Origin of the sequence: Candidatus Accumulibacter sp. ACC012, from assembly GCF_907163155.1 — a bacterium.
Classification (GTDB): domain Bacteria; phylum Pseudomonadota; class Gammaproteobacteria; order Burkholderiales; family Rhodocyclaceae; genus Accumulibacter; species Accumulibacter delftensis.
In genome coordinates this window covers 18,356-35,369 of record NZ_CAJQUC010000012.1, presented here as the reverse complement: position 1 = coordinate 35,369, position 17,014 = coordinate 18,356, and the positions used below count along the sequence as shown (strand labels likewise).

Genomic DNA, 17,014 nt, shown 5'->3' with positions numbered 1-17,014 from the left:
AGAAGCGACCGCCCGGGGTGAAGCAGGTCTTAACCGAACACCACCAGGCGAACCAACAAGGGAGAGAGTTGCTGAATGGCCAAGGATGCAAAAGCCGAAGCTGACGGCGCGGGTGCCGCGCCACCAGTGAAAAGCAAGAAGAAGCTGCTGACCATCATCATTGCCATCCTGGTACTGGTGCTCGGCCTCGGCGGGGTCGGCGCCTACTTCCTCTTGAAGCCGGCGGCGGAGTATGACGAGGAGTACGCCGATGCCCCGCGGGAAAGGCCCAAGCCGTCCAAAAGGAAGAAAGTAGACCACAACGCAGCGCCGGTCTATGTCGCCCTTGAAGCATTTACGGTCAATCTCGTACCCGAAAACGGCGACCAGTATCTGCAGTTGATTCTTTCGGTCGAGGTCGAGGATGCGCAGGTCGACGAACAACTCAAACAGTACATGCCGAAGCTGCGCAACGACCTGACCCTGCTGCTGTCGAGCAAGAAGGCCTCGGACTTGATCAACAGCGAAGGCAAGACTCGGCTCGCCGCCGAAATCAAGGAGAAGATGAACGATGTCCTTGATCCGGCCGGCAAAGGGAAAAAGAACGACTGGCCAGTCAAGGAAGTGCTGTTCACTTCATTCATCATCCAGTGACCGGCAATGAGTGCGGATTTCCTCTCTCAAGATGAAGTCGACGCCCTGCTCCGTGGCGTCAGCGGCGAAGCCGACGAACCGGAGGAGGCAGACGACCTGGGTAGCGGTCCTCGCCCTTACAACCTCGGAACGCAGGAAAGAATCGTTCGCGGGCGCATGCCGACGCTCGAACTGGTCAATGAACGCTTTGCCCGTTACCTGCGCATCGGCCTCTTCAACTATATGCATCGTAGCGCCGAAATCGCGGTGGGCTCGATACGGGTGCAGAAATACAGCGAGTTCACCCGCAATCTGGTGGTCCCGACCAACCTCAACCTGGTTGCTGCCAAGTCCTTGCGCGGCACGGCATTGTTCGTTTTCGACCCAAGTCTCGTCTTTCTGGTGGTTGACAACATGTTCGGCGGCGATGGCCGCTTTCATACGCGCGTTGAAGGCCGTGATTTCACAGCCACTGAACAACGCATCATCCAGGGACTGTTGGCGGTCGTATTTACCGAGTATTCGCGCTCCTGGAAGCCGGTATACGACATGAAGTTTGAATACATTCGCTCGGAAATGAATTCGCAGTTCGCGAATATTGCCACCCCCTCGGAGGTCGTCATCTCGACCAGTTTTTCGCTGGAGTTCGGTGGCTCGAGTGCAGACATGCACATCTGCTTTCCCTACTCGATGCTTGAACCGATTCGCGATCTGCTTTACAGCACCATGCAGAGCGACCAGCTGTCAACCGACCGACGCTGGATCGTCATGTTGCGCAAGCAATTGAAGAATGCCGAGGTGGAGATCACTGCCAAGCTGGCCACGACAAGCGTCGCCCTGCGCCAGATTCTGGAGATGAAAGTCGGCGATATCATTCCCATCCACATTCCCGACAAGATCATCGCCCTGGTCGACGATGTGCCAGTGATGGAGTGCCGCTACGGGCAGCAGGATGGCCAATACGCGCTCAAGGTCGAACGTTTCATGGCCGCTGATCACGAGGAAGCCCCTGCCGGAGAAAGCAATGGATAAGGAAGAAACGAACGAATTCGACTTTCTAGCCACGGACGCAGGCACTGCTGACAACACGGGCAGTGACGACGACTGGGCTGCAGCAATGGCCGAACAAGCGCAGGCGGATGCCACACCGGCGGCTGGCGCGCAGGCGGCCAATATTTTTCCGAGTTTCGATGAGCCCGGGAACAAAGCCTCGCTGATGAACGAACTGGACATGATTCTGGACATCCCGGTCCAGATCGCGGTCGAACTCGGGCGTACCAAAATCACCATTAAGAACCTGCTTCAACTGGCGCACGGCTCGGTCGTCGAACTCGACGCCATGGCCGGCGAACCGATGAGCGTTTTCGTCAATGGCACGCTGATCGCACAGGGCGAGGTGGTGGTGGTCAATGACAAGTTCGGGATTCGGCTGACAGATATCGTGACGCCCTCCGAACGGGCTCGCCATATCGCCCGCTGACCGTCTCGACGCCACGGACGCACTTCACTGCCGGACAGGCATCTCAGAACCAAGGCGATTGCCGGAAAAGAACCTACCACACTGCACCGGATTTGAGCCCCATTCAATGCTCGCATTCGTCATATAGGACGCTAGAATCGCGCATGTCCCTCATCGAACTCAGCCTGCTCCTTCTCCTGGCCATCGCCGTCGGTGGCGCGCTCGTCCATTGGACGCCGCTGCCCTTGCCGATTCTGCTGGTCGTCGTCGGCGTCGTCGCCTCGTTCCTGCCCGGCCTCGGCAGCGTCGAGGTCGACCCGGAGCTTTTCCTGCTCCTGTTCATTCCGCCGATTCTCTTTGCAGACGCCTGGGTTCTGCCGCGTCGCGACTTCGTTCATACGCTCAAGCCGGTGCTGCTGCTGGCGCTGGGCCTGGTCGTTCTGACCGTCGTCGCGGTCGGCTACGTGATGCATTGGCTGATCCCCGCCATGCCCCTGGCAGTGGCCTTCACGCTCGGGGCAATCGTGTCGCCCACCGACGCGGTAGCGACCGTGGCCACCACCCAGTTGCTGCCCTTGCCGGCGCGAATCGTGCATATCGTCAACGCCGAAAGCCTGCTCAACGACGCCTCGGGACTGGTGGCCTTCAAACTCGCCGTCGCCGCGGCAGCGACCGGGCTGTTCTCGTCGACGGCCGTTGCCGGCAACTTCGTACACCTGGCCGGTGGCGGCATCATCATCGGCATCGCCGTCGAGTGGATCGGACGCGAATTGCGGCAGCGCCTGATTCGTCTGCATGCTGGCGACCCGGTGTTGCAGACCTTGCTGACCGTGTTGATTCCCTACGGAGCCTACCTCGCCGCCGAGGCACTACACGTGTCCGGAATCCTGGCTGTTGTAGCTGCCGGGCTGTGGGCCAGCGGCCAGGAAGTGAAAGGGCTGACCGCCGATGCACGCCAGCACGCCCGCGAGGTCTGGCGAATGCTTTCGTATGTCCTGAATGGCACGGTTTTCGTTCTCCTCGGCCTACAGTTACGCCGCATGCTGAGCGGCGTCGAGGAGTTCGCAGCCCTTGATCTGGTGCTCTATGCCCTGGTTCTGTGGCTGCTGCTGATGGTGCTGCGCATCGCCTGGGTATGGGTATCGGCTCACCTGCGCTTTCGTCTGCGCTGGGGGTGGACCGGCGGCGAGGAGGGTCCCGACCCGAAGCGCTTGCTGCTGATCAGCTGGGCTGCTGTCCGCGGCTCGATCACCCTGGCGACCGCACTATCGATTCCAACCGTGGTTGCCACCGGAACGCCTTTCCCCGAGCGCGACCTGGTGGTCTTTCTCGCCGCGGCAACCATTATCCTGACCCTGGCGTTCAACGGCGTACCCTTGCCCTGGCTGATCCGCAAGCTCGCCCTCGACAGCGAGGCAGACAACCCCAATGAGGAACGCAACGCACGCGCCGAAATCGCGCGCGCGGCGCTCGCCGCTGTCGGTGAGGTCGCCAGCGACCTTACCGACGCCGAGGATATTGCATTCGTCGAGCAGTTGCTCAGCCGCTACCGGGGCAAGCTCGAACTGCACGAAGGCGATCCCGGGCACGCCTCGCTGCGGGCAACGCATATCGGTCTGCGCCGGCGACTGCGCCTGGCGGCGATCGCTGCCGAACGGCAGCGCCTGCGTGAGTTGCGCGCGGCCAACGTGATCAACGACGAAACCCAGCGCGTCATCGAAGCGGAACTCGACGAGCGCGAACTGGTGTCCATGATCAGCGTCGACCGCGGTTAATGTGAAAGTCGCGAAAGCGACTCACGAACCTCCCTTCTCCCCTTGCGGGAGAAGGGCCGGGGGAAGAGGGAAACGGTCATGACTTTCATGATTTGGGGTGTCTCCACGTGTCATGACCGTTAATGTGAAAGTCGCGCAAGCGACTCACGAACCTCCCTTCTCCCCTCGCGGGAGAAGGGTCGGGGGTGAGACGGGGAATTCAGGGAGCATGCTCCCTGCTCGTCGAACGATTCCGGTGTGCAAGCCGGAATGCGCACTGCAAGTGGAGGGGGAAACGGTCATGACCGGCTTAGCCTGGCAGCACCCCGGAACAGCCCTCAGACCGCGAACTGCAGCGCCGCCAGACGCGCGTAGAGACCGCCGCGCTCGATTAGTTCCAGGTGCGTGCCAGCATCGATCAGCTGTCCGTGATCGAGGACGATGATCCGGTCGGCGCGCTGCACGGTCGCCAGGCGGTGGGCGATGACAATCGTCGTGCGCCCGCTCATTGCCGTTTCCAGCGCCGCCTGCACGACGCGCTCGCTTTCCGCGTCGAGGCTGCTCGTCGCTTCGTCGAGCAGGAGCAGCGGCGCGTTCTTGAGGATCGCACGGGCGATGGCGATTCGTTGCCGCTGTCCGCCCGACAGGCGCACGCCGCGCTCACCGACGAAAGTCGCATAGCCCTCGGGTAGTCGTTGCACGAACTCGTCGACGAAAGCAGCGGCAGCGGCGGCCCTTGTTTCTTCGTCGCTGGCCTCGGGTCGCCCGTAGCGGATGTTGTCTGCGATGCTGCCCGAGAAAATAAGCGCTTCCTGCGGCACCACCGCGATGCGCCGCCGCAGTTCAGCCAGGCGCGGGCAACGCAGGTCGATGCCGTCGATGCGAATGACGCCCTCGCTGACATCGTAAAAGCGCTGCAGCAACTGGAAAACCGTGGTCTTGCCGGCGCCCGAGGGACCGACCAGGGCCACCGTCTGGCCAGCCGCAATCGTCAGATCGAGTCCCTGCAGCACCGGCTGCGCCGGTCGTGAGGGATAGGCGAAGCGCAGCTGCTCGAAAGTGACGCACAGACCGCCGGCTGGCGCGGGCAAGACGATCGGCAGCACCGGTTCGGCAATCGGCGAGCGCAGGCTGAGCAATTCCATCAACCGCTCGGTCGCCCCCGAGGCGCGCAGCAACTCGCCCCAGACCTCGGCGAGCACCGCCACGCTGCCGGCGACGAGCATCACGTAGAGCGCCGTCTGGCTCAGCTGACCGGCGCTCATCTCGCCGGCGAGTACCGCCTGCACGCCGCCGTACAAGCCGTAGAGCAGCGAGCCGAAAACGCCGATGATGACAAAGGCGGTGAATGCCGCGCGCGTGCCGGTGCGCCGGATCGAAGTCGCGAAAGCCGTCTCGTTGGCGGCCGAGAAGCGCGCCGCTTCGGCGTCCTCCTGGGTATAGCTCTGGACAATCGAAATGGCGTTGAGAATCTCCCCGGCAATGCCGCTGGTGTCGGCAATGCGGTCCTGGCTGGCGCGCGACAGCTTGCGTACGCGCCGGCTGATGAGCACTGCTGGCAGCACGAACAGAACAATGATGCCGGCGACGCTGAGCATCAGCCGTGGCGTCGTGCTGACCAGCATCGTCAAGCCACCGGCAAAGAGCACGACATTGCGCAGCCCCATGCTGATACTCGAACCGACGGCACTGTGGATCACCGTGGTGTCAGTGGTCAGGCGCGACAACACTTCGCCCGACTTCAGCGTTTCGAAAAATTGCGGGCTCTGTCGGAGCACGTGCGCGTAGACCGCCTGGCGCAGGTCGGTGGTCACTCGCTCGCCGATCCAGCTGACCATGTAGTAGCGAGCGGCGGTGGCGACGCCGAGCACCACAGCCACCGCGAACAAGCCCAGGAAGTGCTCACGAATAGCCAGCAGGCGTTCGCCAAGCTCGCTGCCGGGCGGCAGCGCCAGGCCGCCGTCGACCAGCAATTTGACGGCAAAAGGCAAGCTCAGCGTCGCCGCGGCAGCCAGCAGCAAAAGCAGCAAGGCGAGAGCGATCTGCCGGCCGTAGGGCGCCACAAAGGGCAGCAGAGCGCGCAACGGCCGCAGCCTGAGCGCCGCTGCGCGCTGCTGCGTGCCGCCACCAGTCTCGGCGAGAGCGACCGCGGGCTGCTCGCGGGAGGCCTCCGGCTTCAGCCGAGTAGCCCGCGCAAAACTCCCCAGGCGCCGCCCAGCCCGAGCGCCGCGAAGCAGAGCATCGACAGCACGAAACCCGCGCCGCGCGTCTTCGGATCGCGGGCGTAGGCCAGCGCATACCACACCCGGGCCAGCAGCCAGCCGCCACCGAGCAGCGTTGCCCAGAACGACGACAGGTTCAACGCGAAGACCCACAGCACCGGCAGGAAGGCGACGGTGTTCTCCAGGGTGTTCATCTGAATGCGATAGGCGATCTCGAACTGCGGGTGACCACTGGTCGCCGGCGCCTTGATGCCCCACTTCATCCGGCAACGACCCACGTAGGCCGAGCAGGCGAAGAGCAGCAAGGAGCTGGCGAGAGTAAGCAGGCTGGGGCCGGGGTAGGCATTCATGGTTTCGATCCGTCGGCAGTCAGAGAAAGAGGAATTCAAGGCGGCGCACACTATAACCCGTGAGCATCGTTTCCGGGCCACTCGCGCTGGCGCAGGCCGCTCGCCGGCATCGGCAGCCTGATTCTGCGAGCAAGGATCGCCGCTTTCGCGTAAACTGCGGCAGGTGCGCGGGCCAGTAAATACCAGCAGCCCACCTTGGTCGGCCATCGCCGCAGCGCATGCCCCCCGTCTGGTCGAGCTTTCTGGCGAAATTCCGACGCTCCCGGATGCCTTCATCACTGACCTCTTGTTTACTCCGAAGACAGCACACCCATCGCCCCGATGCGCATGAACAATAAGCCTCTCCTTCACCATGCCCTGACCACAACACTGCTCCTTGTATTGAGCTTTGCCGAACTGCGCGCGGCAGAGGAAGCGGCCAAGAACGATTGGCAGATCGACAATGCGACGCTGACCGTCGTTCCTTCGTTTCAGCAACTGGCCGACGGACACTGGCGGGAACGAACGCCGCGCAACGGCCATACTTTCCTCGAAGTGCGCGGCACTCTTAATGTGGCCGGTGACGGCTCCTTCGGACCACACCGGCTGGCAACGGCCGGGCTACTGGCGGGCGCGGGCGCGGCGCCGATCGCCGCCAAGCTGCTGGCGGTCGGCGCGAACAGCGGAATTTGCCGCTACCTGCGGGCGCCGATCGGGGCCGGCAACGAAACCACCGCCAAGCTTGGCGATGACAGGGAAATGGCCATTCTGCGCGAGAACAGCGATGACGGCCCCTTGCTTCTCAGAATGCACGCACGCAGTGTCGAGCTGTGCATGGTTTTCGAGCTGCCGGAGGCGCCGCCGCCATCCTTGCGCTGGAGCTTCGCGCAGCGAACGATGCCGCTCTCGGTCAGCGCCGCGGCAACGAGCAATGCAGCGACCCAGACCACAACAGCAGCGAGCAACAGCGGCCTGGTGGCTTCCGCCGCAGCGGCCGCAGCTTCATTTTCCGTGCCGCCACCAGGGCCACGGGCGATCTCCGCGCCGCTACTGTGGTCCGCGCTGGCCCTGGCCGCGCTGGCTCTGCTCGGCGGCATAACCTTGCAACGGCGGTGGCGCCGACGGCGCCTGGCCATCGCTGCCCGCAGTGACGGCCACTCGGAATCCTCTTCGGCGCTGGACATCCCGCGTGTCAGCGCCAAACACCAGCCAAAACACTTTGCCAGCGTCGAACCCGAAGGGGGCGCCGGCCAACTGCAGTTCCATAGCGCCATGGCCGCGCTCAGGCTCGGCGACTGGGAGCAAGCGAACGCACTTTTCGGCGAAGCGATCGCGGCAGGACTGACGCCCACCTTCGAAGCGGGCGCATGGAGTTTGCGCGGCGAGACGATGCTCAATGACCATGACCTCGTTGGCGCAACGAATTGCTACCTGCGCGCGCTGAGCTGTCCCGGGGTGACGGCCGAGGCGGCCCTGCCCGCAGCCAGCCAGCTGGCCGCGATCTACCGCCAGCTCCGCCTGCGGCGGGATGCACAGAAGATGGAAGCTCTGCGAGCGCTGATCAACCCCTTCGCCGATGACATTGGTCCGCAACACCTAGCCTTGATCGCCCGCCTGGCCAAAGAGCTCAAACACAAGAGGCGCACCAGGATACTCGCTCGTCTCGTTCCCTGAGCGCAGCGCGTGGCCCATGTTTATGGGTAAAATGAGCCACTATCATTACCAAGCCATCATTCAGGGGGGTTCGTGTTCGATCAGCCGCGTAGCCCGCTACGCCTCCTCATGCTCGTCGGCACGCTGCTCTTCGGCAGCAGCGGTTGTGATTTGATCAAGGAGAAACTTGGCCTCGAAGAACCCGTCGCCAAGGCAGCCCGACTCTCCGCCGAGGGACAGGCGGTTGGCGGTGGCTGTCGTCAATCGGGGCGAGCCATCGAGGATTGCTACTCGATCTATTCCTGGTTGCCAAAGGCCGCCATCTACGAGGGTTGGCGTGACATGGACAGCTACATGCGCGAGAACAAGCTCGCCACGGTCGAGCCGCAACTACCGCCACCACAGCCTCCAGGTACCAGGAAGAAGAGAAGGCCGCCGCCGACTGACGAAACCGGCGACACGGCGACAGCCGCAGAACGCGACAGGGCGGACGCCGAACCGGTGGCCGCGAAGCCGGCGGGTAGCGCGCATTAATGTGAAACAAGGCAACCGTCGGGCGCAAAAAAGCATCGCCGACGATGACGTCGCGATGCCAAGAAAAAGAGCCGGGCGGACCCGCTCTGTTGCCTCGGTCAAGCACCACCCCTGGTGCCTCTAACTTTGGTCGGCGAGCAGACCGCGCCTTAATATGTTTCATGATACGGGGTGGCTGCCCGTCCCGCAATGACCGTTAATGTGAAAGTCGCGTATGCGACTCACGAACCTCCCTTCTCCCCCTGCGGGAGAAGGGTCGGGGAAGAGGGGAAAACGGTCATCACTTTCATGATCTGGGGTGTCTCGATTGTCATGACCGTTAGTCCGCTCACAGGCTGGCCCTTGAGCCCTTGCTGCCGGCTCACGTTGATCTTCGTGCGTGCTCCGCGCATGGCGATGCGGTCAAGCAGGCCCCGCCGGCAGCAGACCTGCGCCATCCTCGTCTATAATCCCGTCACCAAGCGTGCGCCACTACGGTCGGGGCGCGCTGGATACGCTACACGCAATCGCGACCGCCCACGGATATCAACATCAACCGGCCAGCCAACCAGCAACAAATGCCAGATCATCAGCCGCCGCCAACGCCGGCAAACGACTATCGTGCGCAGGTGCTGCTCGCCAGCAGAAACCTTTTTCAGCAGCGACTCAGGAAAATGGTCAGCGACGCGGGCGGCAACATCGCGGGATGTCTCGACGGCTTCAGCTACGCAGTCGCCAACGCTCACGACGTACTGGTAGCGGCCGAGCCGCTTGACGGCTTCGACCAAGCGGCGAGCCTAACCGCCTCGCGGCTGACGCTGATGGGCGACGACGATCTTGAAGTGGGCATTCGGCTACACGAAATCGCCAGCCACCTGCGCGACGCGGGTGGCCGCGCGCTATGGCGCAGCCGTTCGCTCTACCTGACCTTGCTGGAGCGCTCGACGATGGGGCCCGATGACAACCCGGTCGGTCCGGAAGCGATTTGCGAGGGCCTCGCGGCGATCTGTGCGCAGTATGATGGCGACACCGAGCAGACCTTCACGGTCCTCGACCGAATCGAAGATCTCCTGTGCCAGGGCTTGCCGGCGCTGTATGACGAGATCAACGACTTGCTGACAAAACTGGGCGTCGAGCCGGCGCTGGCGCACTACCCCGGGGTCACTGTCGCGGCGCCCGCCAGGACCGCAGGCGAACAGGCAAGTCGCAGCGATCAGATCGCCAGCAATGCGCTGTTGCTGCTGCAAGACGTTCTGCGTCACCGCAGCGGCTTGCCGCCAGCGCCCGTTGGCGACCATTTTGCGGCGGATGGCCAGGCACCATCGGTAAATCACGAGCTCGACGGCACGGCAACGCTGATGCTGGAGAATTTGCTCGCCCGCCTGACGGCCCTTGAACTGCACTCGGCGTCGGCAGCAGCCGCGGCGGGCGAAAATCAATCGTCAGCGCCAGCTCCGCGCCCGCTGAAGTCCAGCGATCTCGATCTGCCGCTGGGCAGGAGCGAGACCCTCACGCTCGACACCATGGCTCTCATCTTCGAAGCCATTTTTGAGTCTGCAGACCTCCCCGACACCGTCAAGGAGATCATCGGCCGCCTGCAGATTCCGCTCCTCAAGCTGGCCATCGTTGACCGCTCGCTGTTTTCCAACAGCGAGCATCCGGCGCGCTTGCTGATCAATCGCATGGCCCGCGCGGCCGTCGGGCTGCCCCGCGACGCGAGCCGGGATGAGCCGCTATGCAAGCGCATCGCAGGCGCAGTGACCACACTCCACAACAGCCAGGAAGGCGGCGACGACGCACTCGGCAAGGCGCTCACCGAACTCGAGGCACTGATCGGCGAACGTGACCAGGCGGTTCGCGAGGCAGCTGCCGGCCATATCCGTCTGGTCGTGGCGTATGAGCAGGGGATCACCGCCGAACGGGCGGCCGAAGATTGGCTGCGCGCCAGCCTGGCCCGAACGAGCTCGCCGGAAATCGCCACCTTTCTCGAACGCTATTGGCTGCGGGTGATGGCTGCTGCTGCTCAGGCCGGGGGGACCGATGGTACTCGCTGGCAACAGGACAGCGCCACCGGAGGAGAACTGATCTGGAGCGTGCAGCCGAAACAGACCACCGAAGAACGCAAACACCTGGCCAGTCTGGCGTCGCCACTGATCAAGCGAATCGGCATGGGGCTTGATGAAATCGGTATTTCACGCGCCGAAAGACTGCCCTTCCTCAACCGTCTGTTTGACCTGCAGACGTCGGCGCTACGCGGCCAGGCGCCGGATGGCAGCAGACCGGCAGGGATGACGCGGCGCCACAGCGGGCCGCGCGGCGACCCGGCGGCCAAGAGCGCAGGGCGCATCCTCGAGAGCGAAGCGCTGCAGGTCCATTACCTGGCAATGCCCGACGAGCAGGAACATGCCGCTCGCGCACGCGCCAGCAGTGGCTGGCAGGTCGGCGACTGGCTGCGCTTCTCCCTGCCCGAGCAGGAACAGGAACCACTGTGCGGTCTCTGCTGCTGGCAGAGCCCATCGTCGCCAACGGTCGTGCTGTTCAACCCGGCCTGGGGCTACGCCGTTGCCCTGCCGAGCGCGCTACTCGACCAGCAGATGCGAGCCGGCCGCGCACAGGTCGTATCCGGGTTGGCGACCTTCGACAGCGCCACCGAACGCGCCCTGCGTCTGCTCACCTGAGCAAGGCTGACTGAGCGCCACGCCGTGCAAACCGCACCTCGCTCGCCAGGCAGCAGCTGCAGCCCTTGCCCGCGGACGCGCTGCAAATGAATGTATAATCTCGTTTTTCCGCGATCGAGCGTTGACTGTCTTGACTGATCCGAAAGCTGCACCCATACGTTTCACCGACCTCGGCCTGGCCCCCGAGCTGCTGCGCGCCATTGCTGACCAGGGCTATACCGAGCCCACACCGATCCAGGCGCAAGCGATTCCCGTCGTTCTCGCCGGACTGGACCTGATGGGCGGCGCGCAGACCGGCACCGGCAAGACGGCCGCCTTCACCCTGCCACTCCTGCAACGCATTCTCCCGTTCGCCAGCCCGAGCCCTTCGCCAGCCCGCCATCCGGTGCGCGTCCTGATGCTGGCACCGACGCGCGAACTGGCGATCCAGGTGCACGAATCGGTCAAAACCTACAGCAAGCACGTCCCGATCAGGAGTTGCTGCGCTTACGGCGGCGTCGACATCAAGGCGCAAATCGCCGAAATTCGCTGCGGCGTCGAAGTGCTTGTCGCCACCCCTGGCCGCCTCCTCGACCTCGTCGAGCAGAAGTGCCTGCACTTCAACAGCGTCCAGGCGCTGGTCCTCGATGAAGCCGACCGCATGCTGGATATGGGTTTCATCCCCGATGTGACCCGAATCATCAACATGCTGCCGAAGCAACGCCAGAGCCTCCTCTTCTCGGCGACTTTTTCCGAAGAGATCAAGAAGCTGGCCGACAAGATGCTGAAGGCGCCGGAACTGATCGAAGTTGCCCAGCGCAACACAGTCTCCGAGACCATCACCCACCGCGTCCACCCGGTGGCCAGCGAAGCCAAGCGTGCGCTGCTGGTGAAACTCCTGCGTTCGTCGGATTTCAATCAGGTCCTGGTCTTCACCCGCACCAAGCTGGAAACCAACCGTCTCGCCCGCGAACTGCAGCGCGCCGGAATTGCTGCCGATTCGATCCACGGCGACAAGAGCCAACTGGAGCGCCTAAAGGCGCTGGAAGCTTTCAAGGATGGTACGGTACTGGTCCTGGTGGCCACCGACGTCGCCGCCCGCGGCCTCGATATCGACGAGTTGCCGCACGTCATCAACTTTGAAATACCGCGCACGCCAGAAGACTACATCCACCGCATTGGTCGCACCGGCCGCGCCGGCAAGGCCGGCACGGCGATTTCTCTGGTCTCGGCCAGTGAGGTGCCGTACCTGGTCGACATTGAGAAACTGATCAAGATCAAGGTCGAGCAAGTGATCATCGCCGGCTTCGAGCCAGAATACGATTACACCTACCCACCTGGCGACAAACATCGTCATCGCCGCAGTCCGGCAGCGCCGGCGCCGGCGCCAGTTTCGCCGGAGGCAGCGCGCAGCGAACGCTCCGCCGAGCGTAGTCCGCCCCGCAAGAGCGTGAGCAAGCACAGCGCCGGCCGCCGGCCGAGCCATATCGCGGCCGATGGCTTCGACTTCAGCAAGCCCTACGAAAGCGCCGAACCGCAGCCGATTGCGGCAGCGGTCGACGGCGACCCCACGAAAACGCCGGGCCGCGCCGAGCATCCGCACAAGCGGCGCCGTGCGGTAGCCGCCTTACTTGGCGGCCTTGGCCGCGAGTGAACTGGCTGAACCGGCGGCGCCGGAAATAGCCGGCGGCGCATCAATCAACTTGAGAATCGCCAGCGAGATATTGTCGCCATCACCGTTGCCCATCGCGCGGGCGCGGTCAATCAGCAATTCGGAGGCTTCCCGCGCCGATGATGCGCCATCAATCACCCACGCCAGTTCCTGATCGGTGAAATAGCCCCACAGACCATCCGAGCAGAGCAGAAAAGTATCGCCGGCCTGCAGATCCTCGGCCTCACCGAAAGCGATCTTGGGGGCCTCGACGCCGCCCAGCGAAGTCAGCAGGATGTTCCGGTGCGGATGAACCAGGGCCTGCTCAGGCGTCACCCTGCCCTGCACCACCAATTGTCCGACGTAGGAATGATCGGTGCTGCGAAAGACCAGGCTGTCGCCGTGAAAACGGTAGAAGCGACTATCCCCGCAGTGCGCCCAGCTCATCTTTCCAGGTTGCAGCAGCAGCATCACTGCCGTGCTGTGCGGGTCTTTCTCATTGATGAAACGCGACGCCTTGATCAGCATATGCGCTTCGTTGATGCTCGACTCCAGCAGCACCCGCGCTGATTCCGAACGCGCCGAAAAGCGCTCGAGGTTGTCGCGCGCCGTGTGCACCACCTGTTGCGCGGCGAGCACGCCACCGGTATGGCCACCCATGCCGTCGGCGACTACTGCCAGTGCGACGCCACCACCGCGAGGATGTGGCAGGATCGCCACCCGGTCCTGCTGCTCGCGACGATCCCCCTGGTGCTGGGCCACGCAGGCATCGATTGAAATTGGCATTGATATGACTTTCGACTTTCCGTGCCGCCACATACCGCCGTCCTGCGCCGGGCTGCCTGCCGAGGGCGAGCAAACTGGCGGAGCAAGCGTAGATCGGCGCTGTTGTTCTAGAGGATCACCCGGCGAAGTTCGCTCGGGCGCGGCAAGTGACTGCTGTGATCTGGATGGCGCTCGATATAGACGCGATGAGCGGCCACCACCAGGGTGTGCACCTCGTCGCTGCTCAGCGCCGGGAAATTCTCGCGCAGCAGACGATAAGCCAGGAGTTCGAGCGACTGCCCGGCCCAGCCCTGCTGTGGATCTAAAAACGGCTCGATCATCACGAAGGCGGCCTCGAAAGCCGCCCGCAGATCGAGCTTGCGCCGCCGCTCCGGCACTGCCGCCGCTGATCGTTCAAGCCCTTCGCTCAAGTCCTTACCCTTCCGGGCCTCCCCTGCTATCGGCTTCTCGCGCCCGCAGGACGCGCCGTTGTACCTTGCCGGTAGTGGTCATCGGCAAGACCTCGACGAATTCTATCGCTTTCGGTGTCTCGTAGGGAGCCAGATGCTGGCGCACCTGCTGCTGCAATTGCTCGACCAGAGCCGGCGACCCGACCCCCCCCGGCTGCAAGACGACAAACGCCTTGACCAGCGTGCCGCGCAGCGCGTCGGGGATACCAATGACTGCGCAATTGGCGACCGCCGGATGTTTGAGCAGGCAGTTCTCGATTTCGGCCGGGCCAATGCGGTAGCCGCCGCTATTGAAGACGTCGTCGGCGCGTCCCTGGTACCACAGGTCGCCGTCCGCGTCGATTTTCGCCAGATCGCCGGTCAGCCCCCAGCCGTCGCCAACGAACTTCTCGGCCGTCGCCTGCGCATTCTGCCAATAGCCGAGCATGATCACCGGGTCCTGTTCACCGTTGCAACGGCGATGCACGGCCACTTCGCCGAGTTCGCCGGCCGGCAGGACCCTGCCTTGCGCATCGACGACTGCCACGCGGTGCCCCGGATACGCGCGCCCCATGGCGCCGGGCCTGGCCGGCCAACGCGACGCACAATTGCCGACGACGTAGTTCATTTCGGTCTGTCCGAACATCTCGTTGATGGTCACCCCCAGCTTTTCCTGCGCCCAGTGAAAAACAGCCTCCCCGACCGCTTCGCCAGCACTCATGATGCTGCGCAGATCGAGGTCATACTGTGCGCGCGGCTCTGGCACGGCCTTCATCATCATCTTCAAGGCGGTTGGAAAGAGAAAGCTGTTGCGAATGCCGTACTTCTCGATCAGCGAGAACGCCTTGCCGGGGTCGAAACGGCCCTTGTACGCGAGCAGGGGCATTCCGAAGTGCCAGGTCGGCAAGAGCACGTCCCACAGACCGCCGGTCCACGCCCAGTCGGCCGGCGACCAGAACATGTCGCCTGACTGCGGGAAAAAATCATGCGAGCAGACGAAGCCACTTAGGTTGCCAAGCAAAGTCCGGTGCGCCATCAGCGCACCCTTCGGCTTGCCGGTGGTACCACTGGTGTAGATGATCATCGCCGCATCGTCGGCGGCGGTGAGCGCCGGCGTGTAGCGTGGTGAGGCGTGCTCGAGGACTTCCGCCCACGGCTTGACGCCGTTGCCGAGCGCCGTACCAACGCCGATCACGTGCCGCAATTGCGGCAGGCGGTCGCGCAAGGCCAGCAACTTCGGCAGCGAACTGTCATCGACGATGGCGACGTGCGCGGCCGAGTCGCCAAGCCGGAATTCCAGCGCGTCCGGCCCAAACAGATGCGACAGCGGTACCGCCAGCGCGCCCATCTGATAGATGGCGACATGCGCGATCGCCGTTTCCGGGCATTGCGGCAGGAGGATCGCGACACGATCGCCGGCCAGCGTCCCGAGGGCGGCCAGGACATTGGCCAGACGGTTGGCTTGGCGTTGAATGTCCCAGAAAGTATGCGCCGACGTGAAGCCGCTCTCGTCCTCGTAGTACAGCGCAAAGCGACTGCGATCCGCAGCCCAGCGGCCACAGACAGCGACCGCGATATTGAACTTCTCCGGCACCTGCCAGCGAAAATTCTCGGCAAGTGCCGCGTAGTCGCCGCGCAGACTATTGATTTCCATGGCTTCCCCGTTTCGCCAGCGACCCCCGCCGGGCGGTCTGTTTCAGGCGCCGCCGCTCAAACGCTCGTCGATCAGCTCGATCCAGTGCCGCACCGGCATCTTGCTGCCACTTTGCAGATGCGTCTGACAGCCGATATTGGCCGTCACCATCACCGCCGGCGAACCGGCGCGCATGGCCGCCAGCTTGTTGTCGCGCAACTGCCCGGCCAGCACCGGCTGACTGATCGAATAGGTTCCCGCCGAGCCGCAGCACAGGTGCGGATCGGCCACCGGCGAAAGCTGATAACCGGCGGCCGTGAGCAACGCCTCGACGACGCCGCGAATCTTTTGCGCGTGTTGTAGCGTGCAGGGCGAGTGGAAAGCCACGCGCTGAACGCTGTCGGCACCCGCCTGGCGCAGCAAGGCGGCCAGCGGCACCTGCTCGGCGGCCAGCACTTCCGAAGCGTCGCGGGTCATGGCGGCGATGCGCGCGGCCTTGTCGGCGTAGAGCGGATCGTCTTTCAGCAAGTGACCGTACTCCCGCACATGCTCGCCACATCCGGAAGCGGTCATTACGAAGCCCTCGACGCGGCCGCTCTCGACGTCCGGCCACCAGGCATCGATCACCTGGCGCATGTCGTCGAGCGCCTTCGCCTGCGCGTGCAGGTGGTAGCGCAGCGCACCGCAGCAGTTGGCCGCCGGCGCCTCGATCAACTCGATGCCCAGGCGGTCGAGAACCCGCGCCGTCGCGGCATTGGTATTCGGCGTCAGGATCGGCTGCACGCAACCGGCAAGGGCAATCATTCGTCGCCGGTGCCCGCTGCTCCGCGGCCACGGCCTGGCAGCGCCGCCAGCCGGCATCGGCACTTTTTCGGCCAGCACCGCCGGCAACAGCGGACGCAGCAACTGGCCGATGGCCACTGCCGGCTTGAAGATCCAGCGCCGCGGCAGCGCTTCGCAGAGCAGGAAACGCAGCGCGCGTACCGCCAGCGGCCGCGGCACACGCTCTTCCACTACTTCACGGCCGATTTCGAGCAGGCGATGATAGCGCACGCCCGACGGACAGGTCGTCTCGCAGGAGCGACAACTCAGGCAGCGATCAAGGTGCAGCTGGGTCGTTTCCGTCACCGGCTGCCCTTCGAGCATCTGTTTGATCAGATAGATACGCCCGCGCGGCCCGTCGAGTTCGTCACCGAGCAACTGGAAAGTCGGGCAGGTCGCGGTACAGAAACCGCAGTGTACACAGCTGCGCAGAATCGCGTCGGCCTCGCGCCCGGCAGGCGTGTCCTTGATGAAATCGGCAAGATTGGTTTGCAT

14 protein-coding genes are annotated in these 17,014 nt (G+C 63.8%); 8 read left to right on the top strand and 6 right to left on the bottom strand.

The window, feature by feature from the left end; genetic code table 11:
* Positions 1–75: 75 nt before the first annotated feature.
* The 4 genes from QZ648_RS13375 to QZ648_RS13360 all read left to right on the top strand — a co-directional run bounded on the left by QZ648_RS13375 (position 76) and on the right by QZ648_RS13360 (position 3,846).
* Positions 76–633 carry a flagellar basal body-associated FliL family protein gene (locus QZ648_RS13375; protein WP_291997370.1) on the top strand — a complete coding sequence of 186 codons (558 nt, stop codon included), beginning with the start codon at positions 76–78 and terminating at the stop codon, positions 631–633.
* Between the two features lie 6 nt (positions 634–639).
* Entirely contained in the window at positions 640–1,644 is a 1,005-nt protein-coding gene (gene fliM, locus QZ648_RS13370; protein WP_169068425.1) for a flagellar motor switch protein FliM, read from the top strand.
* Positions 1,645–1,729: 85 nt separating this feature from the next.
* A complete protein-coding gene (gene fliN / locus QZ648_RS13365) occupies positions 1,730–2,092 on the top strand; it encodes a flagellar motor switch protein FliN (protein WP_248595629.1) in 363 nt (120 codons plus the stop codon).
* A gap of 143 nt (positions 2,093–2,235) precedes the next feature.
* Positions 2,236–3,846 carry a Na+/H+ antiporter gene (locus QZ648_RS13360; protein WP_169068423.1) on the top strand — a complete coding sequence of 537 codons (1,611 nt, stop codon included), beginning with the start codon at positions 2,236–2,238 and terminating at the stop codon, positions 3,844–3,846.
* Positions 3,847–4,163: 317 nt separating this feature from the next.
* Here the strand turns inward: QZ648_RS13360 and QZ648_RS13355 are convergent, their stop codons facing one another.
* Together QZ648_RS13355 and QZ648_RS13350 are read right to left on the bottom strand one after the other, a co-directional pair.
* Positions 4,164–5,909, bottom strand: coding sequence for an ABC transporter transmembrane domain-containing protein (locus tag QZ648_RS13355; RefSeq protein WP_291997369.1), 1,746 nt, complete (start codon positions 5,907–5,909; stop codon positions 4,164–4,166).
* Positions 5,910–6,001: 92 nt separating this feature from the next.
* Positions 6,002–6,397: an MAPEG family protein gene (locus QZ648_RS13350; RefSeq protein WP_291997368.1), complete on the bottom strand. Its 396-nt coding sequence runs from the start codon at positions 6,395–6,397 to the stop codon at positions 6,002–6,004.
* Positions 6,398–6,724: 327 nt separating this feature from the next.
* On the opposite strand from QZ648_RS13350, the gene QZ648_RS13345 reads away from it, so the two are divergent.
* From QZ648_RS13345 to QZ648_RS13330, 4 genes are all read left to right on the top strand, one after another.
* Positions 6,725–8,050: a hypothetical protein gene (locus tag QZ648_RS13345; protein WP_291997367.1), complete on the top strand. Its 1,326-nt coding sequence runs from the start codon at positions 6,725–6,727 to the stop codon at positions 8,048–8,050.
* Between the two features lie 72 nt (positions 8,051–8,122).
* Entirely contained in the window at positions 8,123–8,563 is a 441-nt protein-coding gene (locus tag QZ648_RS13340; RefSeq protein WP_211203831.1) for a hypothetical protein, read from the top strand.
* A 557-nt stretch (positions 8,564–9,120) separates the two neighbouring features.
* Entirely contained in the window at positions 9,121–11,220 is a 2,100-nt protein-coding gene (locus QZ648_RS13335) for a DUF1631 family protein (protein ID WP_291997366.1), read from the top strand.
* 154 nt (positions 11,221–11,374) lie between these two features.
* The gene (locus QZ648_RS13330; RefSeq protein ID WP_291997419.1) at positions 11,375–12,853 is read left to right on the top strand and encodes a DEAD/DEAH box helicase; all 1,479 of its coding nucleotides are present in this window, start codon (positions 11,375–11,377) and stop codon (positions 12,851–12,853) included.
* Here QZ648_RS13330 and QZ648_RS13325 read toward each other — a convergent pair.
* The 4 genes from QZ648_RS13325 to glcF form a co-directional block, all read right to left on the bottom strand.
* Positions 12,827–13,636, bottom strand: coding sequence for a protein phosphatase 2C domain-containing protein (locus QZ648_RS13325; protein WP_169067985.1), 810 nt, complete (start codon positions 13,634–13,636; stop codon positions 12,827–12,829). The two genes, QZ648_RS13330 and QZ648_RS13325, sit on opposite strands and share 27 nt — an antisense overlap.
* A gap of 107 nt (positions 13,637–13,743) precedes the next feature.
* Positions 13,744–14,046, bottom strand: a complete 303-nt coding sequence (locus QZ648_RS13320; protein WP_291997365.1) for a hypothetical protein — start codon at positions 14,044–14,046, stop codon at positions 13,744–13,746.
* 4 nt (positions 14,047–14,050) lie between these two features.
* Positions 14,051–15,718 (bottom strand): AMP-binding protein, encoded by a 1,668-nt coding sequence (locus QZ648_RS13315; RefSeq protein ID WP_291997364.1) that lies wholly within the window; start codon positions 15,716–15,718, stop codon positions 14,051–14,053.
* A 42-nt stretch (positions 15,719–15,760) separates the two neighbouring features.
* The gene (gene glcF / locus QZ648_RS13310; RefSeq protein WP_291997363.1) at positions 15,761–17,014 is read right to left on the bottom strand and encodes a glycolate oxidase subunit GlcF; all 1,254 of its coding nucleotides are present in this window, start codon (positions 17,012–17,014) and stop codon (positions 15,761–15,763) included.

What these genes read in the sequence shown, in the direction of transcription:
- QZ648_RS13375 (WP_291997370.1), top strand. Translation starts at nt 76, where the DNA reads ATGGCCAAGGATGCAAAAGCCGAAGCTGACGGCGCGGGTGCCGCGCCA.
- fliM (WP_169068425.1), top strand. Translation starts at nt 640, where the DNA reads ATGAGTGCGGATTTCCTCTCTCAAGATGAAGTCGACGCCCTGCTCCGT.
- fliN (WP_248595629.1), top strand. Translation starts at nt 1,730, where the DNA reads ATGGCCGAACAAGCGCAGGCGGATGCCACACCGGCGGCTGGCGCGCAG.
- QZ648_RS13360 (WP_169068423.1), top strand. Translation starts at nt 2,236, where the DNA reads ATGTCCCTCATCGAACTCAGCCTGCTCCTTCTCCTGGCCATCGCCGTC.
- QZ648_RS13350 (WP_291997368.1), bottom strand. Translation starts at nt 6,397, where the DNA reads ATGAATGCCTACCCCGGCCCCAGCCTGCTTACTCTCGCCAGCTCCTTG.
- QZ648_RS13345 (WP_291997367.1), top strand. Translation starts at nt 6,725, where the DNA reads ATGAACAATAAGCCTCTCCTTCACCATGCCCTGACCACAACACTGCTC.
- QZ648_RS13335 (WP_291997366.1), top strand. Translation starts at nt 9,121, where the DNA reads ATGCCAGATCATCAGCCGCCGCCAACGCCGGCAAACGACTATCGTGCG.
- QZ648_RS13325 (WP_169067985.1), bottom strand. Translation starts at nt 13,636, where the DNA reads ATGCCAATTTCAATCGATGCCTGCGTGGCCCAGCACCAGGGGGATCGT.
- QZ648_RS13315 (WP_291997364.1), bottom strand. Translation starts at nt 15,718, where the DNA reads ATGGAAATCAATAGTCTGCGCGGCGACTACGCGGCACTTGCCGAGAAT.
- glcF (WP_291997363.1), bottom strand. Translation starts at nt 17,014, where the DNA reads ATGCAAACCAATCTTGCCGATTTCATCAAGGACACGCCTGCCGGGCGC.